This is a genomic window from Cytobacillus sp. S13-E01 (assembly GCF_029193815.1).
Lineage (GTDB): Bacteria > Bacillota > Bacilli > Bacillales > Bacillaceae_L > Bacillus_BV.
Map to the genome: position 1 here is coordinate 44369 of NZ_JARFVC010000002.1, position 26794 is coordinate 71162.

Annotated in this window: 30 protein-coding genes and 1 riboswitch; of the genes, 10 read left to right on the top strand and 20 right to left on the bottom strand. The window is 36.3% G+C overall.

The features are described 5' to 3' along the window. Positions 1 to 22: 22 nt before the first annotated feature. A complete protein-coding gene (locus PY093_RS02095) occupies positions 23 to 808 on the bottom strand; it encodes a dioxygenase family protein (RefSeq protein ID WP_275644217.1) in 786 nt (261 codons plus the stop codon). Between the two features lie 25 nt (positions 809 to 833). Then, entirely contained in the window at positions 834 to 1490 is a 657-nt protein-coding gene (locus PY093_RS02100; RefSeq protein ID WP_275644218.1) for an alpha/beta hydrolase, read from the bottom strand. Positions 1491 to 1707: 217 nt separating this feature from the next. Here PY093_RS02100 and PY093_RS02105 point away from each other — a divergent pair, with 217 nt between their 5' ends. Then, positions 1708 to 2247, top strand: coding sequence for a helix-turn-helix domain-containing protein (locus tag PY093_RS02105; RefSeq protein WP_275644456.1), 540 nt, complete (start codon positions 1708 to 1710; stop codon positions 2245 to 2247). A gap of 278 nt (positions 2248 to 2525) precedes the next feature. Here PY093_RS02105 and PY093_RS02110 read toward each other — a convergent pair whose 3' ends face one another. From PY093_RS02110 to PY093_RS02120, 3 genes are all read right to left on the bottom strand, one after another. After that, positions 2526 to 2966: a hypothetical protein gene (locus PY093_RS02110; protein WP_275644219.1), complete on the bottom strand. Its 441-nt coding sequence runs from the start codon at positions 2964 to 2966 to the stop codon at positions 2526 to 2528. A gap of 71 nt (positions 2967 to 3037) precedes the next feature. Further along, positions 3038 to 3268, bottom strand: a complete 231-nt coding sequence (locus tag PY093_RS02115) for a DUF3219 family protein (protein WP_275644457.1) — start codon at positions 3266 to 3268, stop codon at positions 3038 to 3040. Between the two features lie 356 nt (positions 3269 to 3624). Next, entirely contained in the window at positions 3625 to 3798 is a 174-nt protein-coding gene (locus PY093_RS02120) for a hypothetical protein (RefSeq protein WP_275644220.1), read from the bottom strand. Between the two features lie 142 nt (positions 3799 to 3940). Between PY093_RS02120 and PY093_RS02125 the strand changes: the two genes are divergently transcribed. After that, complete coding sequence (locus PY093_RS02125) at positions 3941 to 4087, top strand: hypothetical protein (RefSeq protein ID WP_275644221.1); 147 nt, start codon at positions 3941 to 3943, stop codon at positions 4085 to 4087. 84 nt (positions 4088 to 4171) lie between these two features. Here PY093_RS02125 and PY093_RS21340 read toward each other — a convergent pair whose 3' ends face one another. The 6 genes from PY093_RS21340 to PY093_RS02150 form a co-directional block, all read right to left on the bottom strand. Further along, positions 4172 to 4309 carry an AMP-binding protein gene (locus PY093_RS21340; protein ID WP_481769263.1) on the bottom strand — a complete coding sequence of 46 codons (138 nt, stop codon included), beginning with the start codon at positions 4307 to 4309 and terminating at the stop codon, positions 4172 to 4174. Continuing rightward, positions 4248 to 4562 carry an acyl-CoA dehydrogenase family protein gene (locus PY093_RS02130; protein ID WP_275644222.1) on the bottom strand — a complete coding sequence of 105 codons (315 nt, stop codon included), beginning with the start codon at positions 4560 to 4562 and terminating at the stop codon, positions 4248 to 4250. The genes PY093_RS21340 and PY093_RS02130 overlap by 62 nt, the downstream gene beginning before the upstream one ends. Before the next feature lie 199 nt (positions 4563 to 4761). Further along, the gene (locus PY093_RS02135; protein ID WP_275644223.1) at positions 4762 to 5532 is read right to left on the bottom strand and encodes a 3-hydroxyacyl-CoA dehydrogenase; all 771 of its coding nucleotides are present in this window, start codon (positions 5530 to 5532) and stop codon (positions 4762 to 4764) included. 103 nt (positions 5533 to 5635) lie between these two features. Next, positions 5636 to 6790, bottom strand: coding sequence for a thiolase family protein (locus PY093_RS02140; RefSeq protein ID WP_275644224.1), 1155 nt, complete (start codon positions 6788 to 6790; stop codon positions 5636 to 5638). A gap of 207 nt (positions 6791 to 6997) precedes the next feature. Beyond that, complete coding sequence (locus PY093_RS02145) at positions 6998 to 8098, bottom strand: CaiB/BaiF CoA transferase family protein (RefSeq protein WP_275644225.1); 1101 nt, start codon at positions 8096 to 8098, stop codon at positions 6998 to 7000. A 616-nt stretch (positions 8099 to 8714) separates the two neighbouring features. Next, positions 8715 to 10601: a terpene cyclase/mutase family protein gene (locus PY093_RS02150; protein WP_275644226.1), complete on the bottom strand. Its 1887-nt coding sequence runs from the start codon at positions 10599 to 10601 to the stop codon at positions 8715 to 8717. An 86-nt stretch (positions 10602 to 10687) separates the two neighbouring features. Here PY093_RS02150 and PY093_RS02155 point away from each other — a divergent pair, with 86 nt between their 5' ends. Next, a complete protein-coding gene (locus PY093_RS02155; protein WP_275644227.1) occupies positions 10688 to 11833 on the top strand; it encodes a DUF2515 domain-containing protein in 1146 nt (381 codons plus the stop codon). Then, positions 11760 to 12221, top strand: coding sequence for a CBO0543 family protein (locus PY093_RS02160; protein WP_275644228.1), 462 nt, complete (start codon positions 11760 to 11762; stop codon positions 12219 to 12221). Before PY093_RS02155 ends, PY093_RS02160 begins: the two co-directional genes overlap by 74 nt. A gap of 35 nt (positions 12222 to 12256) precedes the next feature. Here PY093_RS02160 and PY093_RS02165 read toward each other — a convergent pair whose 3' ends face one another. Then, positions 12257 to 12526 (bottom strand): DUF1292 domain-containing protein, encoded by a 270-nt coding sequence (locus tag PY093_RS02165; protein WP_275644229.1) that lies wholly within the window; start codon positions 12524 to 12526, stop codon positions 12257 to 12259. Between the two features lie 189 nt (positions 12527 to 12715). Between PY093_RS02165 and PY093_RS02170 the strand changes: the two genes are divergently transcribed. Further along, positions 12716 to 13177 (top strand): DUF2663 family protein, encoded by a 462-nt coding sequence (locus PY093_RS02170; RefSeq protein WP_275644230.1) that lies wholly within the window; start codon positions 12716 to 12718, stop codon positions 13175 to 13177. A 140-nt stretch (positions 13178 to 13317) separates the two neighbouring features. After that, on the top strand, positions 13318 to 14010 hold the full coding sequence (locus PY093_RS02175; RefSeq protein WP_275644231.1) for a Dph6-related ATP pyrophosphatase: 693 nt from the start codon (positions 13318 to 13320) through the stop codon (positions 14008 to 14010). A 51-nt stretch (positions 14011 to 14061) separates the two neighbouring features. Here the strand turns inward: PY093_RS02175 and PY093_RS02180 are convergent, their stop codons facing one another. Beyond that, positions 14062 to 14436: a nucleotide excision repair endonuclease gene (locus tag PY093_RS02180; protein ID WP_275644232.1), complete on the bottom strand. Its 375-nt coding sequence runs from the start codon at positions 14434 to 14436 to the stop codon at positions 14062 to 14064. Between the two features lie 76 nt (positions 14437 to 14512). Then, positions 14513 to 15631 carry an NAD(P)/FAD-dependent oxidoreductase gene (locus PY093_RS02185; protein ID WP_345774209.1) on the bottom strand — a complete coding sequence of 373 codons (1119 nt, stop codon included), beginning with the start codon at positions 15629 to 15631 and terminating at the stop codon, positions 14513 to 14515. Positions 15632 to 15813: 182 nt separating this feature from the next. Here PY093_RS02185 and PY093_RS02190 point away from each other — a divergent pair, with 182 nt between their 5' ends. Beyond that, positions 15814 to 16908 carry a TDT family transporter gene (locus tag PY093_RS02190; protein ID WP_275644234.1) on the top strand — a complete coding sequence of 365 codons (1095 nt, stop codon included), beginning with the start codon at positions 15814 to 15816 and terminating at the stop codon, positions 16906 to 16908. A 289-nt stretch (positions 16909 to 17197) separates the two neighbouring features. Here the strand turns inward: PY093_RS02190 and PY093_RS02195 are convergent, their stop codons facing one another. The 6 genes from PY093_RS02195 to PY093_RS02220 all read right to left on the bottom strand — a co-directional run bounded on the left by PY093_RS02195 (position 17198) and on the right by PY093_RS02220 (position 23549). Then, the gene (locus PY093_RS02195; RefSeq protein ID WP_275644235.1) at positions 17198 to 18160 is read right to left on the bottom strand and encodes a threonine ammonia-lyase; all 963 of its coding nucleotides are present in this window, start codon (positions 18158 to 18160) and stop codon (positions 17198 to 17200) included. After that, positions 18157 to 18639 (bottom strand): RidA family protein, encoded by a 483-nt coding sequence (locus tag PY093_RS02200; RefSeq protein WP_275644236.1) that lies wholly within the window; start codon positions 18637 to 18639, stop codon positions 18157 to 18159. Before PY093_RS02200 ends, PY093_RS02195 begins: the two co-directional genes overlap by 4 nt. Before the next feature lie 176 nt (positions 18640 to 18815). Next, on the bottom strand, positions 18816 to 20378 hold the full coding sequence (locus PY093_RS02205; RefSeq protein WP_275644237.1) for an acyl-CoA carboxylase subunit beta: 1563 nt from the start codon (positions 20376 to 20378) through the stop codon (positions 18816 to 18818). Between the two features lie 436 nt (positions 20379 to 20814). Next, positions 20815 to 20982 (bottom strand): GNAT family N-acetyltransferase, encoded by a 168-nt coding sequence (locus PY093_RS02210; RefSeq protein ID WP_275644238.1) that lies wholly within the window; start codon positions 20980 to 20982, stop codon positions 20815 to 20817. A gap of 68 nt (positions 20983 to 21050) precedes the next feature. Further along, complete coding sequence (locus PY093_RS02215; RefSeq protein WP_275644239.1) at positions 21051 to 21797, bottom strand: hypothetical protein; 747 nt, start codon at positions 21795 to 21797, stop codon at positions 21051 to 21053. A 102-nt stretch (positions 21798 to 21899) separates the two neighbouring features. Beyond that, a complete protein-coding gene (locus tag PY093_RS02220) occupies positions 21900 to 23549 on the bottom strand; it encodes a M20/M25/M40 family metallo-hydrolase (RefSeq protein ID WP_275644240.1) in 1650 nt (549 codons plus the stop codon). A gap of 187 nt (positions 23550 to 23736) precedes the next feature. Next, positions 23737 to 23921: riboswitch (Lysine riboswitch) on the top strand. An 82-nt stretch (positions 23922 to 24003) separates the two neighbouring features. Here PY093_RS02220 and PY093_RS02225 point away from each other — a divergent pair. From PY093_RS02225 to PY093_RS02235, 3 genes are all read left to right on the top strand, one after another. Next, positions 24004 to 24798 carry an ABC transporter substrate-binding protein gene (locus PY093_RS02225; RefSeq protein WP_275644241.1) on the top strand — a complete coding sequence of 265 codons (795 nt, stop codon included), beginning with the start codon at positions 24004 to 24006 and terminating at the stop codon, positions 24796 to 24798. 221 nt (positions 24799 to 25019) lie between these two features. Further along, complete coding sequence (locus PY093_RS02230; protein WP_275644242.1) at positions 25020 to 25703, top strand: amino acid ABC transporter permease; 684 nt, start codon at positions 25020 to 25022, stop codon at positions 25701 to 25703. Continuing rightward, on the top strand, positions 25700 to 26422 hold the full coding sequence (locus tag PY093_RS02235; protein ID WP_275644243.1) for an amino acid ABC transporter ATP-binding protein: 723 nt from the start codon (positions 25700 to 25702) through the stop codon (positions 26420 to 26422). Before PY093_RS02230 ends, PY093_RS02235 begins: the two co-directional genes overlap by 4 nt. Positions 26423 to 26794 lie beyond the last annotated feature (372 nt).

The window sequence follows — 26794 nt, forward strand, 5'->3', positions numbered from 1 at the left end:
CTCCTAGAATTCCTTTTTTGTTCTATTCACCAAACTGCCAAACACTGTGGCTTAGGTTTCCATATCGATAACTGCGGTGTAGTAACTTCGCTGTTTGTTCGTTATCTGCAGCACCCATCGCATAGAAAATTGGAATAAAGTGTTCGTTCCCATATGATGGAACCGCAATTTGTGCGTTTGGCGCTAATGTAGCATAGTTAAACAATGATTTTACATCCCAACTCTTTAAGCGCTCTTCTAACCAATCGTCAAAATCAAGGGCCCATTGATCTACCTTAGCGTTTTCTTCAGCCAACTTTACGGTTCTCAAATTGTGCACTGTACCACCACTAGCAATAATCAAAACTTCTTTTTCTCTTAATTCAGCTAAGGACTTACCGATTTTGTATTGTTCCTCAGGTGAGAGAGTTGGGTTTACAGACATTGAAATGACTGGAATATCTGCATTTGGATAGAGTAGCCTAAGCACAACCCAAGCCCCATGATCTAATCCTCTCGTTGTTTCAACCTCATATGGAATACCTTTGTTACTAAACGATTCCTCAATTTCTTTTGCCAATTCTATGTTTCCTTTAGCTGGATACACAATTTGATATAGGCTTTCAGGAAAACCACCAAAATCATAAATCGTCTTATAGTCATCTACCTCACTAACTTTTTGTGTAGAGGATTCCCAGTGAGCTGAAAATAAGATAATTGCTTTTGGTTTCGGTAATGTACGACCTAATGTATTTAAAAACTGTGTGTACTCATTATCTTCAATTGCAATGAGCGGTGCTCCATGAGCGATAAAAAGAGATGGTATCATGTACGCTTCCTCCTCCAAATAGTTTTTATAAATTTTTTACTAAATCTGCCAGTAACCATTTCGTAAAATCCTCTTCGTTTTTTAAGGAAACTGTATGCCCCTCTTGGTATGTTTGAAAGGTTACATTCGCACCCAATCCACGGAAATAAGAAGAACTCTCTACTCCCCATTCATACGGCAGAATATTGTCATACTCTCCATGGGATATAAATACTGAAAGTTTATCGACAGGTTGTATCGTGTACTCTTCCTTAACGAATGCTGGAATGTATCCACTTAGTGCAACAATTCCTTTAACTTTATTCCCTAATGACAAACCAAGAGTCTTTGCAAGGATAGCTCCCTGACTAAAGCCAAGTAAGTATAATTGACTACTATTTATCGGAAACTCTTCTATTGCATAATCAATAAAGTCTGTTAGGGTCCTAATACTTTGATCAAAAACTTCTCTATGCGGCTTACCATATCCTTGAATCGTAAAATATGCATAACCTGGTGGGTGTTGGATCGAACCCTGGATACTAAAAATGTAGAATTGCTCTGCTAATCCATCTACAAGTTGAAGCATGTTTTGTTCATTACTTCCAATCCCATGCATCAAAAACAGGGCTGGATATGTTTTATCTGGCTCGATTTGGCTCGGTCGACGAAGTTCATAAATCATTGGTGAAACCAATATCATCATCCTTTCCTATTTACTATTTCCCAACTTCAGCTCTAACCTCAAATTGTATTTAAATAGAATAAATTAATTCATATAGAAAAACAATGAGATAAAAATGTTTCCTAATACGAATATTTAGTACCTATAAGATAACAATATAATGTATGGATTGTCAATGATTTTTTTGCTAATATATAACTATGTTACATATTAGTAAACAATTGGAGTGATTAAACTGGATATAGGTTCAAAAATACGTGCGATACGGAATAGAAAAAAAATTACAATAGCACAAATGTGTGAAGCAACAGGACTTTCAAAGGGTTTTGTCAGTAATGTCGAAAATAATAACACTTCTCCATCCATTAATACCTTGCAAACAATTGCTAGTTTTTTAGGGGTTCCTTTACCCTATTTATTATTAGAAAAACAACAGCATATGCGTGTTGTTAGGAAGGAAACAAGAACCAACACTTCATTTAATAACTTAAAAATCGATCACTTAACGTCTAAAGGCGGGTTACGAATGATGATTGTAGAGTTCCCACCTGGTACTTCTATGGGAGAACCGAATGCACATGAAGGAGAAGAGTGCCATCTAGTAATGGAGGGGAAAATTCTTGCAGAGCAAGGAGAAGACTCCGTAATCTTAAATGAAGGCGATTCTTTTAGCTGGAATGCAAGTGTCCCTCATTTTGTTAAAAATATCGGCGATACAAAAGCAGTCGTATTGATATCCGTCCATTCAGATACCGAACTACATGATGTATTATAAGCACTTTAAGAATAGCAACACAAACCAAAGCTGTTCAGATATGAGATTGGACAGCCCTTGTCTAAAGGGATAACAGTGTCTATTAGCTGTACTCAGCAAGTTCGATATTCGTGATTTATATAAATTTCAAATACACTAAATTTTACCTAGAATCAAAACTAATCAAATTTATTATCAGTTATAATGATCCGCAGTATTAATTTTTTTGTTATTGGAGACAAGCTTATAAATAAAGTTTGTCTCCTGAGATTATTTGTATACCTAAGTCTCTCTTTTTTCTAAACAGAACTATCCTTATTACTTTTAAGCTCAGTTCTTTCATTTAAAATATCTTGTATAATTTCGATATGAATAGCAGCCCATGCCTTTTCACGAAAATGAATAACCACAGTGATTGTTAACGTAAAGAAGTAAATAAAACCAAAAATAACCCAGAGAATACTTCCCTCTTTAAATAGAAATTCCTGTAGTTGCTTTGAAAATAAAAAGAAAAACCATGGTACAGCGGTAACAAATAGAGGTACAATTCCTGAGCCATTTTTTTCTTTAATCATACGGTAATAAATCAACTTTAATGTACTGCTATCAATTTTTTGGTACAGGCCTTGGATTTCTTCGATTTCTAATAATTCTTTCATATGTTTAAAAGATTGATTTTTATTAGCAGCTTTTTTTAACCTAAGATATGTTTTATGAGCATCCCCTCTAAAGGAATACATTTTTTACCCCCTCTCATTAGTCGTTCTATCTGTTCACTTACTTCAAGTAAGCTTAAATTAAAAACTCCTACTTACCCTTTAATATATAAATTTGTTACTGATGTAGAATATTGCTGGATTGTCCCTCTAAAGGTGAGTCCCTTTTCGTTAACCCTTATATCAAAAGTCCCTTCGTATAATAATGTAGTTACATCGTGGTAGTCTTCCCTTGAAACTTTAAATTCAATTGAGATTTTATGTAATTTATTCACCAATTCTTCTACCTGACTATTTATTTTAAGAATTTTCTCATTTAAGAAAATTCTTCAATCATTGTAATTATCTCCTTAAGTCCTGGGTTTTAAAATGATAACACTTTGAATATGGTTGGAGCAAACAAGCTTGCGTCATTTGTGTAATAAATCGGCAAAAAAAGGCAAGAAACCAACTTGCCATAAAATATATTAATAGTTTAAGCCTTGTTTTTTAAGTGCAGGATTTATAATTTAGGAATATATGGTAAAATCACTGCTGTCATAAAAGGTGGACACCTTGGTAAACCAGTTCGTGTTATATTTTCCACTTGTTCCACCAAAGCCAAAGTGCTTTTACTATAAAGTGAACCTTCAATCAGTTGAGGTTTTACTGCCCCTTAAGCGCGGGATGAAAAACGTGCATTTTAATTATTCGTCATTGTTTTATAAGCCCCTGATTTAACCATTTTTATTATAAAGTCATCTTTTGAATCTATTCCATTATGTTCGACATGGAGAGAACCATCTTCTTTTTTATGACTTGTTGTCACACCATTATCATCAATATGTTGAATTGTGTTATTTTCTTGGTCTGACATACACACACCTCCTTACTTTAGGTTGTGTAAAAATGAAAGCTTTAACACCTTGAACATTTATTAAAATTTTTTTCTGGTACATAATTTAAGGACTTAGTACTGATAATATAATTGTTATTACATATGTACGAGGAGGCAAACGATGGAAAAAGAAGAACAATTTCAGCCAAAGGATACAGGTAAATTAACAAACTATCATTACGGTACTAAAGAGGATAGAAGAACTGAAGAAGCTCTGACGAATGATGGGACGGTTAAGATGGAATCAGTGGAAGGAAAGAATAACTAACAAATTAACGGATTGTCGTGGCAATGTTGCTCAAAAAATACCGATTTGGGATAAGCTTTTTCAAGTTCGAATCTCGTCTCTTTTTCAATATATAAGAAATAGTTCCTCCCGTTTTAATAATTGAATTGTTCCTAGTGCAAAATGAAGAATACGGTGATGATCAATAACGACCCCATTTGGTAATCCTGTTGTACCTGATGTATAAAGAATTTTCTGCATCATCAGCTTCTAAAACAGTTACAGCAGGTTTTTCTTCGGTTATGATTACTGAGTATGCAAAGTCTGCTTCTAATCCATATTTTTCATCAACCCACGGACATAAGAAGCTTTGCTCCCCAGCTTTTTGCCAAAATGATTTTGGGACTTGTTTTGCTTGTTCCCACTCTTCAAAGTAAGGAACTGCATGTTGTGCTAAAAACTTACGAAATGATTTCCGAAATATTTCATGTTCTTCTGTAAAATAAGGTTTACTCATATATGACACTCCTTATATATGAATACGCTTACATTTAAAAATATGAACCTTCTAAGAAAAGCGCAGGGAGCCCGGAGCTAGACACTAAAACTAGGTACAAACTTTTATACTTTCTTATCTTCTAAAAAAAGACTATCACAACTAGTCCCCACCAACCCCATCGCCCAATTTTATTAGTGAGGGACTAGGCATACCTTTGTTACTTTGGTTGCATCCGGATTGCACCGTCTAGTCGAATTGTTTCCCCATTTAACAATGGATTTTCAATTATACTTAGTGCTAGCATCGCATATTCACTTGGATATCCTAATCTAGATGGAAATGGTACCATTGCTCCTAATGCTTCACGTGCGTTATCAGGTAGGGTCCCAAACAAAGGAGTATCAATCAGACCAGGAGCAATTGTCATAACCCGGATCCCATGTCTAGCAAACTCTCTAGCGATTGGCAATGTCATGCCAACTACTCCACCTTTTGAAGCACTATACGCGGCTTGACCTATTTGCCCTTCAAATGCTGCCGCAGAAGCAGTATTAATAATAACCCCTCTTTCCCCTTCCTCATTTGGTGTGTTCAACATCATCTTTTCCGCAGCCAAGCGGATAACATTAAACGTTCCAACCAGATTAATTTGGATAACTTTAACAAAGTTGCCCAGATCATGGACTTTATCCTTACCAACGACTTTTTCAGCAGCACCAATTCCTGCACAGTTCACAGCCACATGTATGGCTCCAAACTTTTCAATCGTTTGGCTTATTGCATGGTGGACTTCGTCTTCACTCGTAACATTTGTTTTAACAAATAAAACACGGTCTGAACCTAACTTTTCAACTAAGGCAGCTCCCTTTTCTTCTGATAAATCTAGAATCGTGGCATAGCCACCATTTTCAACAATACGAGTTACAGTCGCTTCACCTAAACCTGAACTTCCTCCGGTAACGACTGCGACACTGTTTTGCATTTTCATATCTATTCCTCCAAATCATCTTAATCTCTTTTTTCTTGGATCTACGGATAGCTCCACCCGAAACTATCCGTAAGCTTTTAGAAACTATAATCGTATATAACTTTTAGTCTGCAATTCTTTCAATAATGGTAGCATTAGCCATACCGCCACCTTCACAAATCGCTTGAAGACCGTAGCGTCCGCCAGTTCTTTCTAATTCATGCATCATTGAAATCATCAAACGCGCACCAGTTGCACCTAGCGGATGTCCGAGTGCAATTGCACCGCCGTTTGGATTAAGCTTAGCGTGATCAGCTTTCATTTCCTCCAACCAAATCATTGGTACCGGAGCAAATGCTTCATTTACTTCGTACGTGTCCATATCATCAATTGTTAGATTCGCTTTTTTCAGAACATGTTTTGATGCTTCAATTGGACCTGTTAGCATTAAAGTTGGGTCAGAGCCTATAACTGAACGAGCAATCAATCGAAATCTTGGTTTAAGCCCTAACTCATTAGCCTTTTCTCGTGACATTAATAATACTGCCGCTGCCCCATCACTCATTTGACTAGCATTACCAGCATGGATCTTACCATCTTTAGCAAAAGCAGGTTGAAGTGCTGCCAATTTTTCGATCGTTGTTCCTTTTCGAGGTCCTTCATCATCCTTAACAACTGTTGTTGTTCCATCTTCAAGTGTTACTTCTAAAGGCATTATTTCACGATTGAAACGCCCTTCTTCTTGAGCTTTTAAAGCTCTCTGTTGGCTTTCCAGTGAATATTCATCTAACTGAGCGCGACTATATCCCCACTTATCTGCAATCCGTTCAGCAGATAAACCTTGGTGGATGATTTCATGTCGTGAAGTCAATTCTTCACTCCATGTTGAATTTTTCATACTTGATCCCAGCGGAACCCGTGACATGCTTTCTACTCCACCTGCGATGACAATATCCATATCACCACTCAAAATAGCCTGTGATGCAAAATGAATGGCCTGTTGACCTGAACCACATTGTCGATCAATCGTTGTTCCAGGTACTTGGATCGGAAAATCCGCGATTAATAACGCATTCCTAGCTATATTAACCGCTTGTTCTTCTACCTGAGAAACACACCCCATAATAACGTCTTCTACAAGGCTCGGTGAAATCCCAGCACGTGTTACCAATTCCTTCAATATTTTAGCTGCAAGCTCATCAGGACGTACAGTGCTTAATGCCCCTTTTCGTTTACCAACAGGTGTTCGAACTGCTTCAACAATTACTACTTCTCTCATTTTAATCTCCTCCAAATCAATCAATATATGTTTTAAATAAGTTTGCAATTTTAATTAAGCTTTATTTCCGAAAGTTTATTAAATATTATGCAAGTAACATACAGACTTTTAATTGCTGTTTAAATTTTCTAAAATAGAGAATGCCCCTGTTCATATTTCGAGATTTCGTTTCAAAATAAATACACTACGCAACCAAAAATAATACACTTAATTTTTACTTAGTTGTTTAATGTCATCATTATGTTGACCAAGTTTTGGAGGTGATTCGACAGTATTAATATGGCTAACTTGTTCCTGAACATATGATGTTGAGGTATATCGTAGCCCGTCTTTTTCAAAAATCAGTCCTCTTTCATTGATTAACTGCTGATCAATTAATTCATTTGTTTCAAGTACTGGAGTAAGACAGCAGTCAACTTCAAGCGAAAATTGTGTCCACTCTGATAATGTCTGGCTTGCGAATAGCTCTTTTAACTCTATGAAAATAGAATTCTTATTATTCGCAGAGCAAAAATGCTCAGAAATCCAATTTTCTCTCTTTAATGCTAGACAGAAATTTTTCCAAAACTTTGGTTCTAAAGCTCCTAAACTGACAAATCTACCATCCTTTGTTTCATAAATGTGGTAACAAACAAGCTTACTATTTAAACTCGGAACGCCATTCTGTTCCCCGGTAGCTTTTTCAATAAGAATGTGGTTGGACATTAGTGGAAGCAAGGAATCTGTGATTGAGATATCAAGATATGCACCACCACCCGTCCTCTCCCTCTTTACCAATGCTCCTAATATCGCTTCGCTAGCTGTGATTCCACCGATAAAATCAGCTATTGTATTACTTGGATGAATAGGTCGCCCGTTTTCATCCTTTAATTGCGAAAGCAAACCACTAACTGACATATAATTGAGATCGTGGCCACCTAATTGACGCATTGAGCCAGTTTGTCCATAGCCTGTCAGTGAACAATATATGATATCTTGCTTATGCTTAACAATGTCTGCGTAACCAATACCAAGACGTTCTGTAACACCAGGACGAAAGCTTTCAATTACAACATCGGAACTTTTCATTAGGCTTATTGCGGTTCCCCGATCATTATCATCCTTAAGATTTAGCGTAATACTTTTTTTATTACGGTTCTGTGCTTGAAAAACAAACCCTGTATCCTCTTTACCAATAGAAGCACGTGCAGGGTCTCCTCTAGGTGGTTCTACTTTAATAACTTCTGCTCCCATCTCTGCTAGACGTAGAGTTGTATGGGGGCCAGGTAGATATTGGGAAAAATCAATAATCCTAATTCCTTCAAGCATTCCTCTTCATTCCTTTCTGATCTAGTCAATGAATGGTTTTTGGTTTATTGTTATTACCGCTTTGGAGTTTGGATTACATATATATATAGCTTGCATTTTTCATGGCAAAGATAAACGAGTAAACGGATTTTGAATAGATTTATGAATTTACAAGGTTAATTGTGTATTACTTTTACTACAATTCAAAAACCGTGAAGGGATAAACTGTCTTATGGAGAATACAAGTAAAGTTTTCAAAAAGGAGTGGTTGCATGCTGGTTAAAAATTTTTCTAACAACCAGTAAAGGATTTTATGAATCAAATCAAAACGCATCTAAATTATACGCAGATAGTACATTACATGAAGCGGTGGAGCTATTTCGAAAAGGTAACATTAAAATTCTTCCTGTCGTGGATCACCATAGTAAACTCATCAGCCCATTAAACATTTAAATATTTTTCATATACTATATTATACTAATATTTACATCATTTAACAACTGTTAGTACCAGCCTAGAAATTACTTTAGCTGGAAAGGTCTATCTACAAAAAAAACAACAAAATTGTAAATGAGATAGAAATGACTAAAAAATTAGGGCGAACACTTAAACAGTGTTGGACACAGCCTATGACGGCCTAGGAGAATTTATTTTTATAATGAGACAGAGCTACTAACGGAAATATATGCCGGTAACTATGATAGTGAATATAAAAATCACCTGCCATACCTTGTCCTTTGGGATAATCTGTAGTCCAGTCCTCTTTTTCAAGGTTTTCTAATAAATAATTTAGCCCTGAATTGATTTCTTCTGTTGGTTTATCTGACGTTGCAATTAAAGCATCTAGTGCCCAAGCTGTATGCGTTAATGTGCTTGATTTTAAAGGTATATAGGTATTATTGATATCGCTCTTACAAGACTCTCCCCAACCACCATCATCATTTTGAATGCCCATTATCCATTTTGCAGCTTTAGATATAGAAGAATGCGTTGGTAATTCACCTACTGCTCTCAATCCAGTAATGGCAGCCCAGGTTCCATAAATATAACAAATCCCCCAGCGTCCATACCACGAACCATCCTTTTGTTGATTTTTATTTAACCAGTTTACTCCTGCCTTAATTGATGGATGATTCTTCGTTAAATTCGTAAACTTCCCGAAAAATTCAAGTGTTCTTCCGGTTAAATCAGCAGACGAAGGATCTGTTAGAATAAATTCAGCCTTTTCAATCGGTAATAGCTGCAGCAATTTGCTGTTAGTATTTTTTTCAAAAGCTGGCCAGCCACCATCATTATTTTGCATGGATAAAACCCAGAGAACCCCTCTTTCCCAGGATTGAAAAAAATTCGAATCAATTTGTACACTTCTCGCAATCGACCTCAAAGAAGCAGTTGTATCATCAACGTCTGGGTGAATTGTATTTACATCGGCAAATCCCCATCCACCTGGGAAGCCAGAGGGATTGTGAACAACCCAATCACCAAATTTATAATGCTGGCGACTTAGCAAATAGCGGTTTGCAGTTTTTACCATCACATCCGAAGAAGAAAGTCCCGCTTCCTGTAGTGCATAATTGATTAGCGATGTATTCCAAACAGTTGCTGTCGTATATTGCATATGTGGTAACCCGTTAATTTCACACTTCATCGATTTTAAACCTTTAACGGCTCTGGTGATAATTGGATGAGATTTTGAATAGCCAAGGGACATTAAGGCAAAAATCATCAAAAAGGTTGAGCTAAAGTAACCAAAAAAGGTTCCATCAGGTTCTATACGTGATAACATGTATTGTTTTGTATGTTCGGTGGCAAGTTTGTGAATTTCGTTGGGTAAACCTATAAAGCTACTAATTCCTTTTTTTAGATCAGTATAAAGTGATCTCCATTCTAAATCCCTAAAATCAAAAACTTGGTCATTAATTTGCCCCTCTCTGCTACTATACAAATCTGATAAATCAGGGCTTTTTTCAGTCTTTAGACTATATTTCTTATCAGCTAAAATCATAATTGGAGCTAGGTTTGCTCTGCCAAATTCGGAAAAACTATAAAAATTTACTGGGAATGAGGTAGGGAGTAAGATCATCTCTATCGGAACAGGGAAAAAAGCTGGCCATTTATGCTGTCCAGTCATGGCGAGCATCATTTTTGCAAACATATGAATTTCTTCCACTCCACCGTTTTCAACTATAAATTTTTTTGCGGCCTTTAACCTTGGATCCTCTTTCTCATAATAGCCTGAGTATAAAAGTGCATAATAGGCTTCAAACGTACTCGTACTATTTCCAACAGGTTCATCTTCAAAAAGCTTCCATGCTCCGTTTTTTTTCTGCTTATAAAGTATCCGTTTTGAAAGCTGCTTAATTAAATTTTCATCATTTATTTCAAGTGACCTTAATAAAATAATCATATAGCAGTCAGTTGATATACCTGTTTCAAATGGATAATTCCATGAGCCATTGGGAGATTGGTCTTTTCTTAACGTTTCTATAATCTGATTCATTCCGTTTCTAATTCTTTTTTTCATAAAATCCATTTCCCTCCCTTAAATTCCTCTTATATAAATACATATTCGTAGGTTTACAAGAGAATTCATCTAAGGAGGTGGAACATATGTTGTGTCAGCTTTTAAAGTCTACTAAAAGACCACTTTCTGAATCTCTTGTGAAAATTAAAAAGGAGTTAAAAGCTACTACGAAAAAAAATGAAAAGAAAGTTTACCTGTCACAGGCTGATCAGGACCTAATTACTCACATCAAGTCATTAACGAGGACACTCAATACAAATAATGTAACTAGAACAAGAGCATACCTTGAGTTTTATAATCGCCACCCTGAAATTCATTGGGCATTTTTAGGACATATGGTCTCTCGGAACGGCGGATGGAATATGACTGATTTAAAAGGAGGCATACTGTCAAGATTGCTCACTAAAAAAGAAGGGGTTTCCTTCTTCTCTTTCTTAGAGCGTGGTAATTGGCTAATATTTCAAGATGCCTACCCTCAATTTTTGGTTTATGAAGAAAGCCTAAAAAGAGGAAGAAGTCTATTTTACTTACTCCCATATCTTCATGTGTCTTCTTTTATGGAAACGCTTTGGAATAAGTTTTGGGAGGATAGAGACACCTATTTGCTTACAATTGCTCTCATAGTTAATGAGCAAAGCTATTTAGAATTAAGAGTGATTGAAAACCCTGTATTTAAGAAGGAAGTATTTAGTACATTAGAATTCAAATTGCAGGATTTCCTGTCTATGAATCATATCCTCTTTCCCTATGAAGATAACGGAAAATTAATGGTTATCGGGCAAACACTGCATCATTTTACAAGTTTAGATGAAAGAATTCTTTTAGGTAAAAGATTGTATGCATTATTATTCCAGGATCATAACCGGCTAAGGATGTCGGAAAAATGGGCAAATAGAATTCCTCATACAGGTTCTAGAAAGGATTTCTGGCCACATCTTTTTAATGATGTTGATGCAAGTACACCGGGAAAAATCTTAACACCAAGAATAAGGTCATGTCAGTTGCTCCCAGGCTTTTCACGAATCTATAGTCCTAAGCTAGAATTCGCATGGAAGAATAAAGAACATGACAGTGCAGAAATTGAAGACTGGTTTAAAGATTGGCAGGTAATTGAGTATTTCATAGATTCAGGAGAAACAGTAGATGGAGAGGTTAAGGATGAGTATTGTAAAACACTGGAAAGACTCGAACTTGCAGCATTCACCAAAAAAGCGATCCCCTTTCTGGATTAAGATTAAAGTAATGGTACCTGCAATGCTTCTAGCATCATTGCTTGGGACTTATTTAGATTTGTACTTTGTAGGAGTAGGGAGCTATTCCTTCCCTAAAAGAATACTATCTGATGTGTTTTCAATCAATGTTTTATTTACATTAATTGCACTCCCGCATTTTATTAGTATCTTTCTCTATGTTTGTGACAAAATTACGCGTTGGCAAACAACAACAGTACTAATTCTACTCTTAAGCCTTCTGATGGCAGCTTTTGAAAAATTTGCCGAATCCTTAGGATTTTTTGACCATCATGAGTCATGGAAACACATCTATTCGTTCATTGGTTATATTCTCTACCTAGTCTTTATCTATTCTTTTTACCATTGGACTAAAGGTACAAGACTTTAATTAGCACGAGAGGGAGTTACTCATCCCTCCCCTTTTTACTCTACATCCACCAAAATTTCATCAAACGCAGAAGAAACCTTTTCGAACTCTTCATCACTTTCAATCGCAGAAATATCCCCTTCTTCATCGATCTTTAAAAAGAAAATATCGATATCCACTTCAGATTCTTCTCTTAGGTCTTCAACAAAACTGACTGCAACATATTCAGTACCCTCTAGTTCTAACACTCCGAGCACTTCTACCTCTTGGTCCTCGTTTTCTTCATCCGTTATTGTAAAAATTTCACCAACTTCAATTTTTTCCATAAATTATTCACTCCTTCATTTTAATATCTTACCAAATATAAACAAAATCATGCTTAAGTACAAATTTTAACTTAAAAAGTATACTTTTTCCTTATTTAGTATTAGTTAATTAGGTTTCCTATTCTAGGATTGCAAATTATTAAATACATATATAGATAAGAGCTAGAGTTTCTGTAAAGGAGGAATATCATGTCAAATTTAGCAATCGCGCCATGGGACCATAAAGACAATAGTATTTCTAAAGAAGATGAGGATTCTTTAAAGAGATTAATAGAATTAAACGACAAACATAATCGTAAAAAAAGTATCCATACGAAAGTATTGTATGCTTTTATCGCATGTGCTAGTTTTACCTTTGTTAAGTATTTTTTTAACATCGCAATCCTTGAGAATGTCTATATTTTGGACAACCTACTCAATAATAAAAATCTTGTTAGGGATTTATTCATAAATGTAGCGCTATTTTTTATCTCTAAATTCACGTTCGACCTAAGAGAGAAGGCAAAAGAAGACTATCATTCACTACGTAATGAATTAGTTGATTTATCAAATAAGGAATGGTACAAAAAATATGGTGAACCCACAAATACGAGGATATACGAATACCTTTATAATTCTTATAAGATACGAATTAACCATAAAACGAAATAAAATAAAGTCTTATATCGGCTAAGACGGCCCTAAACGTTTTTGGGTTGTTTTACTATGTATCGAAGAATTTTACATTTTCCATCAATCCATATTGGAATTTTTTTAACTAACCCTTAAGATAGAGCTTAGAGGTGATTTTCATGGCAAAAAAACGCATTGTGATATCGTTTAGCGGCGGAAAGGATTCTACTCTTGCTTTGCACCGGATTATTCAAGCAGGTGAATGGGAAATTGATTCATTGTTAACAACGGTAAATGAAGAACACAGACGGTCTAGTATCCATGGTGTTAGGGAAAGTCTACTAGAGGCACAGGCTTTCTCACTCGGGATTCCACTACGAAAGGTTTTCATACCCGCTCCGTGTTCAAATGAGATGTATGAGAACATCATGAGTGAAGAAAATAAACAATTAGTAGAAGACGGAGTTACTCACATGATGTTCGGTGACATTTTCTTGGTAGATGTTAAAACATACCGAGAGAACATGTTAGCAAACACATCGATTACGCCAGTATTTCCGTTATGGAATGAAAGTTCAACGACATTAATTGATGAATTCTTAACTCTCGGCTATAAAACAGTTGTTACATGTATAGATAGCGAACAGTTAAATCCATCTTTCGTTGGTAAAATAGTTGATAAAGAGTTTCTTAGCATGCTTCCTAGTAATGTGGATCCATGTGGGGAAAATGGCGAGTTTCATACATTTGTACTTGATGGCCCTATTTTTAATGAAAAGATTGATTTTTCTATTTCAGATAAAAATACTGTTGCTAAGGATGTTTATACAGGTAAGAATCGGTTTTACTATGTGGACTTGATTCCGAATTGAATTCAATTAAAAATGACCCTGTTTTTTATACCAAGGTCATTTTTTACATTATTATTTATAAAACACTTTATCTACATTATATTTCGAATGTAGTTCATTAATAATATATGTTTCATAAATTTCTCTTTCTGTTGGATCTTCTACTATACATATCTCAATTTTGTGCACTTCATCTCTGTGCGTTTTTAATGGTGAAACAGTGTCTTCAAAATGCTTCTTAATTCTCTGGCGTAATTTCCGTGCTTTACCAACAAAGAGAAGTTCATCATTGATATTGTAAAACATGAATATACCACCTTTATCTCTAGGAATTAAGTGGAAATCAATGAATCCATATATATCTTTTATCTCGGGCTCATTTTCTTTTGGAATTTGTTTACGCTCTGTAATGGTAATATCAGGTGTAGGAATTTCAATTTTTATCATACATCATCACGTCCTCTGTTTGTTTAGAGATTTATGTTACCATACGCGTTATCGAAAAGCCAATTTTCTATGTATTTTACTCAATTGCATTTGCAAGATCATAAAGCTCCAGTTCAATTTCTGTGTTTAATCCTATAGCAAGCTTAGCTAGCTCGCGCCCTAGAAATGGTCCTACTGTTAATCCTGATGAACCGAGTCCGTTTGCAATTACTATTCCCTCGTAGTTTGGTAAAGGCCCAATGACTGGAAGAAATCCTGGTGTAAACGGTCTGTACCCAACTCTAGTTTCAAGTACGGTGCTATTCGATAAATCTGGAGCTATATTCAAGGCTTTATCAAGCACTTCATGGAGTCCCCCTGCTGTCACACGTATATCGTTTTGTTCAACATCATTCTCGTGTGTTGCACCTATAACAACTCGACCTTCGTCAAACGCGAGAATATATTGATCGTTAGGCGGCATGACAACAGGCCAATCAGTAGAATCTGTATCCATCACGCTAAGATGAACAATTTGCGCTTTTTGAGCTGTAACTAGAAATTCCACACCTAGTGGCTTCAATAATTCACTTGCCCACGCACCCGCTGTTACGATAACCTTATCGCTTAGTAAAGTTTCACCTTCAACCTCTACACCAAGTACCTTGTTATCACTAAAGACTAATGATGCATCTCCATGGAGAAATGTTGCTCCATGCTTTTTTGCGGCACTCACCAATGACTGTCTCAGTGCCCTTCCATTTACACGAGCAGCCCCGCTTATATGTACAGAACCATAATTTTCAGCTAATGTTGGAAATAAAGCTTTTGTTTCAGCTGGAGACAAGCGGGTAATCTCACCAATTTCTGGTGCGTCCTCACGCCGCTTATAAGCACGTTCTTCCATTTTATCTAGTTTACTATCGTCAGTATGTAGACTGATTGCTCCTACTTTTTTATAACCTGTTTCCGTTTCACCATCTGCTTCCAGTTCATCAATCAAAGATGAATAGTACCTGGCCCCACCCTTGGCTAGCTTGTACCAGGCTTGATTTCTTCGCTGCGATAGCCATGGGCACACAATCCCAGCTGCAGCATCTGTCGCTTGACCTGGATCTTGGCGATCTATCAACGTTACATTTGCTCCCGCTTTTGCAAGGTGGTAAGTAGTAGATGCTCCAAGGATACCCCCACCTATGACAATATATTTTTGCATAAAATACACCTTTTTCCATTACGAATTTGTTTATGACACTATTTTACATAACTCATGAATATGATTCAATTGGGTAAGAGGCATTACTGATGGGAATAAAGATTAACTATATAGGAAATAAGCATTTTATGAAGTTTTAAATATGGTAAAATAAATCTATTATACTTTTAGATGGTGATATCATGTTTCAGATTATGCTTGGTCTTTTCACTCTTATGCTTATTTACCTTATTCTAATTAACAGAGTCCACATTGCAACAAATACGATGGCTATTGTTATGGCCTTTGGGATCTTTACACGAGGTGTATTAGCAAATTTTTTTGGTCCAAACTTTTTGTTTGAACAAGAAATTGGTTTAATTGTCGTATCTTTATGGATTTGTTTTGCTTTCTCTATTTTTAAATCATTACTAGATAAAAAGTTTAAAGAAGTTCATTTTAGTAATCCAATTAATCGGTTTGGTATTGGAACCTGGGTTGCAGGTACATCCATTTCGATTATCCTTTTAAGTAATACTTTTACCCATTGGACTATCATTGCAAAAGCTTTTAGCTATCTAAATTTTATTTTTTGGCTAGTATATGTTTTGATTTGTATTAGGACCTTTTTTGAAATAGTTAAAACGAAACATTCAAAAACGGTTCATGGGGTTATTCTGCTAACAACTGTTAGCACACAGTCAATTGTTTTATTAAATAGTAGTGTTAATAGCGAATCCCCTCAGGTTATTAATCTAATACTTATCTTAATAGGACTATGCTTTTACTTCATTAGCACTATTTTCATTGTGCAAAGATACTTTACTCAAAAATGGCAGGTTGAACATGATTGGACCAACACAAATTGCATCTTGCATGGTGCATTATCGATAACAGGTCTTGCTGGTTTATTTTCACATACAATTTCACTATCAGTTTTAACGTTTATTTGGATATGTGCAATACTGGTTTTTCTCTTGATTGAAGTAATTGAAATTTATAGATTGATCAAAAGAATTAAGCTTTTTGGTTTTAAGAACGGAATATGGATTTATCATGTTTCACAATGGTCGAGAATATTCACATTCTGTATGTTATTTACATTTTCAAAGCTACTTGAAACTCACTTAAAGGGTCTATTATGGTTAGACAAAATCATCATCAATAGTGGGATTTGGGTTATCCTAAGCCTGATAATTGTACAATGTTATTTGTGGATGAACCATCTTTACCATGAACAAATAAATAAAAAGCACCTTCCCAAACTTCATTCGAAAAATATCTTTTATCATTATTAGAAAACCCAATTCACTACATTAAAAAAAGGTGTCCGTCTCGTCAGTATAGTTTTCTACAACTATACTGGACAAGGCAGACACCTATATATTTTAGCTGCTATGTTTTGGATCTCTTTAGCTCAGAACTCCATCCCGATTGCTACTATAACGAAACGCCTGATAAAAGATTATCAACTAGTTTAATATTTTCCTTCAAGTAAACTGGTACCTCAGGTTGATTTATAATTTGCTGGGTCGTTATCCAAACAACATTATGTTCATAGTTTTAAAAAGGGTGGGAACTTTTCTATTACAATCTATTTGTATCTACGATAAAATTAGGGACCTTATCCAAATCCACATTTCCACCAGATATAACGGTAACCACTTTTTTTCCTTGAAAAGGTAATTTATTGAACATTGCCGCAGCAACTGTTGTAGCGCTTGATGGTTCTATTAGTTGTTTCATTCGTTCCATTACAAAACTAAAAGCTAATCTAATTTCATCTTCACTAACAAGAACGATGTCATCAAGATATTTCATAAGTACAGGAAAAGTTAGATCCCCTGGCTGGTTTGTTCGTAATCCATCAGCAATGGTTGAAGTACCAGGAATTGCTGTTATCTTTTTAGTTTGAAAGGACAGGTATGTATCACCCGCAATCTCAGGCTCGACGCCAATCACTTTTATTTTCGGATTACTCTCTTTTATTGCTGTTAGTACTCCAGAAATGAGGCCACCTCCACCAATAGGAACAATGACTACATCAACATCTTGAAGCTGATTTATTATTTCTAATCCAACAGTCCCTTGTCCAGCCATTATGTAAGGATCGTCATAAGGTGGGATAAATAATCCGTTTTCTTGGATTGCAATCTCTTTTGCTCTTGGTAAACGTTCCGCAGATGTCGTGCCACACATTTCTATCTTTCCGTTATAAGCTTTAATCGCATTAACCTTACAGACACTAACATCTTTTGGAACGACAATCGTCGCAGGAATTCCATATTTATTCGCTATATACGCAACTGCTTGACCATGATTACCTGAAGATGCTGCTGTTACATATTTCGCACCATCTTGAACAGCTTGAATCACTTTATTACTAGCTCCACGTATCTTAAACGAACCAGTCTTTTGCAAATGCTCTGACTTTAAAAAGAGTTGATTACCACAAATCTGTGATAGTTGTTCTGATTTTAAAATTGGCGTTACATACGTGATGTCTGCAATTCGTTCTCTAGCGGCTTGAATATCTTTTAGGGAAATCATCTTTCGCTCCCCCCATCCGGTTTCACAGCAATGATAAAGTCAACCTCTATTGGAGTATTACCTGGAAGCTCCGCCACTCCAACAGCTGTGCGAGCATGACGCCCTTTTTCTCCAAATATCTTTTCAAGTAATTCAGAAACAGCATCGAGGACCTTCGATTGCTCAGAAAACCCTGGTGCAGACTGAACATAGCCCGTAACTTTTAAAATTTGCTCGACACTGTCAAGGCTACCTTGTGATGCTTTTAAACCGCTTAGTGCTTTTAGTACACATATTTCGGCTAGTTCCCTCGCTTGTTCTATCGTAACCTCTCTACCTACTTTACCAGTGTATGGGACTTCCCCATTAACTCTTGGTACTTGACCACTAATATAAGCAACCCCTTGATGAATCATAACAGGAACATAATGATAAAGTGGTGGGATTGCTTCTGGTAATTGAATATCTAAATCTTGTAAACGTTGCTCGATGCTAGTCAACTTTATTTCTCCTCTCGACATGATCTATAGTTCATAAAGTTTTTAATACGTTAATCCGAATATATTTAATTATTCAAGAGACATTGTCGGAAATCCTTCAAAAAAACTATTACCCTATTCTTTTATACATTTAAAAAGCAGTGGGTATTTTTTACAACCCCACTGCCATTTTTCTATTAAAACCCAGTTGGCCAATTCGCCAATCTACGTTCGCTTTTCGAACCATTTTTTACACAAGCATACTCTAGTGCTTTACATAAAAATTTACGAGTTTCTCGTGGGTCAATGACATCATCGATGAGATGTTTAGCTGCTGCTTTATATGGTGAGCTATCAAAAGCCCACTTCTCAAGAAGCTCTTTCCGAACTTCTTTTACGTTTTCGGCACCTTGTAACTGACGACCATAGACCACATTTATTCCTACTTCAGGACCAGTAAAGTTGATTTCGGCTGTTGGCCAGGCAACGACAAGGTCTGCTCCCATTGTTGGGCCACACATGTTACCGTATGCTGCACCAACACTTTTTCGAATAACCACTGATATTTTCGGAACTGTTGATTGTGCGAGTGCTTGATTCCATACCATAATTTTAGTAGGTATTTTTAACTTTTCAGCTTCATTACTAATACGGAATCCTGGTGTATCATGTAAAAATACCATCGGAATATTGAATGAATCACATAAACAAATGAAGTCTGTTGCCTTTTCGCATTCTTGTACTCCAGCTGCCCCTGCATACTTCATTGGTTGACTTGCAAGGATCCCAACTGTCCTACCATTCAACCTAGCAAATACTGTTAAAAGCGCAGGCCCGAACAACTCTTTATATTCAAAATACTGACGATCATCAACAAGCTCGTTGATGATTTTTTTCATATCATAAGCCCTGTTAGCTTTGTTAGGTAAAATATCTAACACATGATTTACAAGTCTATATGGATCATCATTTGTTTCCTTAAATGGAGTTTCTTCTGTTGCGTTAAGTGGCATATAACTAAAGTACTCCTTCATTTGCTTTAAACAGTCTTCCTCTGATTCGCCATAGGCATCGATTTGCCCTGTTTGAGATGCATGTACCTTCCAACCGCCAAGTTCTTCTGTTGATACTTGCTGTCCCGTTGCCATTTCTAGCATTCTTGGGCCAGCAACTGCCATACAGGTTCCTTTAAGTTGGGTTACAAAATCAGATGATACTGCTGTCCAGGTTGGCCCCCCAAAGCTATCACCTAAAATACTTGTGATTGAAGGAACCTGACGATTATGTGTAAGCATTTCATTTGGAAAAAGTTTATCGCTAATACCGTCCGAGCCCATCCCGTCAGGCATTCGTAATCCTCCACCTTCATGGAGATTAAACATTGGCAAGCCTCGTTTTAATGCATACTCATGTACCTTTTTTGCCTTTCTGATATGAACTGCACCTTCAGTCCCAGCGAATACGGTTTTATCACCCGCCTGCACAACAGCCGGTCTTCCGTCTATCTTTCCAAGACCGACAATTAGGCCATCACCCGCACTTTTTCTCTCTGACCCTACCATATCGGAATGATTAAGCATACCTAGTTCCATAAAAGAATCTTTGTCTACTAACACATCAATTCGTTCTCTTGCAGTATATAAGCCAGATTCATGCTGGCGGTTAATTTTATCGATACCACCGCCTAGTTTGGCACGTTTTTTCCGCTTTAACAAGTCCTCTAATGAATCTCTAACTACATCCCTTATTTGATCTGTCATCTTTATACTTCCTTTCCTTATGGTTCTTTTAACAGTCTTCGTAACACTTTTCCAGAGCTAGTAGCGGGCAGTTGGTCCAGATAATCTACAAATCTCTAAATCTGTAGCACTTGTTGGGTACAATTAGTTTTTTTGTAAGCGTATTCATTATTTGTTAATCGCCAGGCAGACTAACCGGTTAGTATGTGTTGTTGCGATTTCATTCTACATTAAAGAGCTAAGGTTTAGAACCCACTTTCCGAATACTTTTAAAATTATCGCATAACTAATCGGATCAGGGTTAACTTATTTGGGTAAAATGTAATCTCGGGTAAGCATAGTACTTGTTGCCTACAATACGATTAACTATTTCATATATTCCGAATGTAATAATGAATATACAACCGTGTCCTGAAATCTAGTTCCATCGAAGTCGGTTTGCCGTACTACACCTTCTTTATGGAAACCAAATTTTTCTAATAGCTTCTGAAGTAATATATTTCATCATTGCTTTATCACACATGGATTCAAACATATTTTCAGCATCATCTACTGTCATTCCTCTTAGTACAAAGTTCGATGTTTTAATAACTGGTATTTCACTCTGCGTTACATTCATTGTCATTTGATTTACCTCCAAAAAGTTACATCTTTACTGTATTCGCCTTATCGATTAATAATTCCTTTTAAGGATCAACACAAAGTGAAAAACGGGCATCTGATCACTCTTTTGGTTACCGTTTTTAGCTTTTCTTCAGAAAACGGGCATCTGATCACTCTCTTGGTTACCGTTTTTAGCTTTTCTTCAGAAAACGGGCATCTGATCACTCTTTTGGTTACCGTTTTTAGCTTTTCTTCAGAAAACGGGCACCTGATCACTCTTTTGGTTACCGTTTTTAGCTTTTCTTCAGAAAACGGGCACCTGATCACTCTTTTGATTACCGTTTTTAGCTTTTCTTCAGAAAACGGGCACCTGATCACTCTCTTGGTTACCGTTTTTAGCTTTTCTTCAGAAAACGGGCATCTGATCACTTTTCTGGTTACCGTTTTTAGCTTTTCTTCAGAAAACGGGCACCTGATCACTCTTTTGGTTACCGTTTTTAGCTTTTCTTCAGAAAACGGGCACCTGATCACTCTTTTGATTACCGTTTTTAGCTTTTCTTCAGAAAACGGGCACCTGATCACTCTCTTGGTTACCGTTTTTAGCTTTTCTTCAGAAAACGGGCATCTGATCACTTTTCTGGTTACCGTTTTTAGCTTTTCTTCAGAAAACGGGCACCTGATCACTCTTTTGGTTACCGTTTTTAGCTTTTCTTCAGAAAACGGGCACCTGATCACTCTTTTGATTACCGTTTTTAGCTTTTCTTCAGAAAACGGGCACCTGATCACTCTCTTGGTTACCGTTTTTAGATTTTCACGAAAAAACGGGCACCTGATCACTCTCTTGGTTACCGTGTCGCTTTTCCCCGTGCGTTAACGGGCACATGCTACAAATTAAATAAGAGCTAGCCTGAACATCAGACCAACCCTCCATTTTAAATATTATTTTAATAGATTTTGAATAACATTATTCGTTAAATTAGGAACCACTTCTAGCGAATATTTCATTTCCATTCTTTCTAGTTTCTTATGAGCATCCACCCCATAAGGACCTATATTTATAACGGGCACATTTAATTCACGAATATCTTGATACTCCACATAATGTTTAGTCCCCCAACCAGGGTTATTTTTAGAAACAGCCTTTATACCCTCATCATCATCACTTAGCGCTACAAAGCTCATATCAGAAATATAAGGGAAAAAGTTTCTTGTTACAATTGGAAAATCATAGATTGGTTGAACAGTTTCCACTGCTTGATCCAAAGCAGCGATTAACGCTTGTTCATAGCTGTTTTTGCCGGTAAGCTCTATCCTTGGAGAATAAAGGGATGAATAAAATAAAATAATCGCAGGGTTTTTATCCTTCATCCATTTCCAAGCCTCTTCAACCACTCTTGCTGCAAACATTCGTGTATCTAGTTCCGTATCTAGTAAAAGTGTCTTTTTAAACTGATTGATATGAGTGATGAACAAATCCCCATTTTCAGCAATCAGCATTTCTTCCATTTCCTCGTAAGTAAGAACTCTTGGTCCCCACTGTAAATTTCTATAAGGTTCACCACTCATAGCACAATACTGCCTATATCTTTCGTCAAATGAGGAGAGGGCATTGTTAAATGCTATTGTTGCTTGATCCTTCAACTTTATTATTACATCTTTTGGTGACCATGAATGAATGAAAAAGTTATAATATACATAGGCAGACAAGGCTGTTTGTACAGTATAAGATGGTTTTAAATCTGTTTGTTTTAATGAGACTGGTGGAACCGTCGTCTCACCGAAAGCTTCATTTGATAGTTCCGGGTTATAATTAATTTGTTTTGTTAATTCAGCTGCAAGAAAGTTTGGGTCCAATCCTTCAAAACATGAGCCTACATGGGTTTCTGCCCCAGTAATAAAGAAAGACGGAAGAAGCTTACCAACAGTCCCCTTATAAATATAGCGATTTGTATCCCCTTCAAAACGTGGTGACACAAAATCTGCATTTATTGCAGCCACATATTCAAAAAGATGCTCTTCTTTCCAGGTTTTTAACGTTTTTAATGCGGAAAGCACACCATGGGAGCTATCTTCCTCGTCACATTCTGCTAAGAGAACGATGTTTCCGTCTAATTCTTCTGGATGTTCAGAGTAATATTTTATGAGATAAAGATGACTAGCTACTCCGCTTTTCATATCGAGTACGCCACGTCCAAATAACCAGTCACCTGAGTGTAAATGTTCTCTTGCCAACGATGGAAGTTCTTCATGGTGAAGTGCCTCCATCAATTCGTCTGGAGAACATGCCTGGTCTTTTAATTGGTTAAAGTCATCTATCCCAACTGTGTCCATATGCCCCATTAAAATAACTGTTCGATTACTAGTACCTTTAGTACCTTTTACAAACGCTAGTACATTGTAACGTTCACGATCATCATTAATCGTTTGTTCCATTGTTATGTAAGAAGAATGTTTTGTAAAATATGGAAAAGAAGAAATTAAGGTGTATAAAGAATGGGCAATTACTTTCTCTCCATCCGTGTTAACAATACTTTCTATATTCACGAGTTGTTTTGTAAAAGCTAATACGTCGTTACGACATTCCAACATAGAATTTGACACCCTTTTCTAGTAAATTAGTATTGTACAAAAATGTATCTCAGAATCTAAATATACGTCAAGTGTTTTTTACTGGGTTATAAATCCAATAAAATTATGGTTGCAATCATAAAAAGGCTTTTATATAATAAGATTTGTTTCAATAAACTAAATACATAAATCCTCATCTTTAAAAGCTTGATGAGGTAGAGGTCGCGGTTTATATCAGTATCCTATTCGAGAATGAGTGAATTCTATGAAAATAGGAAAAAGGATAAATCGCCGAAGCTTCTGAAATCACTTTCTTTTCAGAGAGCTGGGGCTGCGTTCAAATAGATGCAGCACTGTCACAATTCACTTGAATTGTGGAGAACTATCTTCACGAGCTTTTGGAATGAGGGTTAACACTACACCGTCTATTCAATTTAGACGGTGTTTTTTATTTACAACAAAGGGGGAAAACAAAATGAAAAAAAGAATTGTAATGGTAATTGCTGCATGTCTTATCATCTTATCGGCTTGCGGCACTAAAGAAAGTGTAAGCACGGGGAACGAAGAAAATGGAAACTTAAATCTAGTAAAAGATGGTTCATTAACGTTTGCTATGAGTGGATTATATCCACCGTTAAATTTTAAGAAAGACGGACAGTTAACAGGATTTGATGTAGAAATTGGGACAGAGATCGCCAAACGAATTGGTCTTGAAGCAAACCCTGTTACTAACCCATGGGAAACAATCATTCAAGGATTAAAAGCAAATAAATATGATGCCATTATCGGGAGTATGACTGCTACTCCTGAACGTGATGAACAGGTTGACTTTACAAACCCTTACTACCTATCAGGGGCTCAAATTTTCGTTGCTGAAGGTAATAATGACATTCTATCAAAAGAAGATTTAGCAGGTAAAACGATTGGAGTTATTCAATCAAGTACTTGGAAGGACATGGCTGATGAGCTATCAGATAGTGTAAAGGGATACCCAAGTGATGTAAATGCGCTTCAAGATCTGGCATTAGGTCGCTTAGACGCTGTAATCACTGATAAAATTGTTGGGGTAAATGCTAAAAACGAAAAGGGCTTAGAAATAAAAGCAATTGGCGATCTATTAAACGAGGACCGTGTAAGTGTAGCTATAAATGATGGCAACACAGAACTAGCAGAAAAGATTAACGAAGCAATTCAATCTATGATTGACGATGGAACATATGAAGAAATTAGTATGAAATGGTTCAACGAAAATATTATGGATAAACAATAGTTAAGAGGGATTAGAAAAGCTCACGGCACCGGGGCTCTAGACAATAAAACTAGGTAAAATTTTATATATCCTTTCTTATCTTTCTTTGAAAGGGTCAGACCCCTTCCCCATTCTTAAAACAGATAGGACAAGCTTTACCTTGTTCGTTTCTGTTTTTCGGGAAGGGTGTTTGACCCTTTAAACATAACTAAACATCATCTAAGGAGGTTTTATAAGACATCATGACTTTTATGCAAAATATCATCGGCATCATAAACGAACATGGTCTTTCATTCTTAAAAGCATCATGGATGACTATATCAATCACTATTGTTTCCCTTCTCATTGCAACGGTTATCGGAATCATCGTTGCTGGTTTTAAATTATCTACTAATAAGCTTTTAAATCGGATCGCAGATCTTTACATCGGAGTTATCCGAGGTACACCGCTAATTGTCCAGATTATGTTTTTATATTATGGTATTGCAAATATTGTTACATTAGATAGTTTTACAGCAGGTGCATTGGCACTAGGTATCCACACGGGTGCGTATATAGCTGAGATTTTCAGAGGATCGGTGCAATCAATTGATCGGGGTCAAATGGAAGCTGCTAGATCCTTGGGAATGCCTTATTCTCTTGCGATGAGAAGGATTATTTTTCCACAAGCTTTTAAAAGATCCATTCCCCCACTTGCTAATCAATTTATTATTGGTTTAAAGGATTCATCCTTGGTCGCATATATTGCTGTAACCGATTTGTATAGTACCGCATTAAGTGTTCAGGGTGAAAACTATATGCCATTTGAAACCTATTTTGTTGTAGGACTTTATTACTTAGTTATTGTTCTCATCTTCACAAGAATTGCTAATCGCATCGAGAAAAAGATGGACGTAAGTAAACCAAAGGAGGCAAAAATCGCATGATTAGTATTAAAAATTTATCCAAGTCCTTTGGTGACCTTCAAGTCTTAAAAAGTATCGACCTAGACATAGAGGAAAAAGAAGTTGTTGTGTTAATAGGTGCCAGTGGTTCTGGTAAAAGTACCCTACTCCGTTGTGTGAACTTTCTAGAGTTAGCACAAGGTGGTGAGATCACTATTGACTCTGAAAAAGTGAATCCTGTTAAAACTTCATTGAATAAAGTCCGAGAAAAAGTCGGAATGGTATTTCAACATTTTAATCTATTTCCACATAAAACAGTGCTTGAAAATATTACTGAAGCCCCTATTTTTGTAAAAGGTGAATCAAAAGCTGATGCTAGTTCGAAGGCTATGAAACTATTAGAAAAAGTGGGACTAGTGGATAAAGCAAGCTTCTACCCCGATCAATTATCTGGCGGCCAAAAACAGCGTGTCGCCATTGCAAGAGCACTGGCAATGGAACCAAAAGTCATGCTATTCGATGAACCGACATCTGCACTAGACCCTGAACTTGTTGGAGAAGTACTACAAGTCATGAAGGATTTAGCAAAAGAAGGAATGACGATGGTAATCGTCACTCATGAAATGGGATTTGCAAAAGAAGTCGCTGACCGTGTGATCATGCTTGCTGACGGTAATATAATAGAAGAAGGACATCCGGATGAAATCTTTAATGCTCCTAAACATGAGCGGACTCAGAGATTTTTAAGTCAAATTTTGTAAACAGCAGCCTTAGAGCTGAGTTGATCGGTTTGTCAGAAATGTCACTATTTTTGTGGCTTTTTATGATCTGGTAATGACACAGTTAAGGTTTAATTGAAAAGAGCCAAGTCAAGTTTCATGTATAAACTTGACTTGGCTCTTTAATACTAAAAGAAACCTCTGACCAAATTCTGCATCACTTATTTTTCCTTCGACAGAGTCCATTACCCATACTTTTTAAACCGAAATCTTTAGATAATTTTTGTTCTCTTTTTCTAACACATAAAAAGATAATCAACGAATAAGCATAGTAAATGTGATGATCAAACTACATAAGAGACTTTCTTAGTTAAGGTAATAATTACCACCAATTTTTTTGACCATGCATCATTT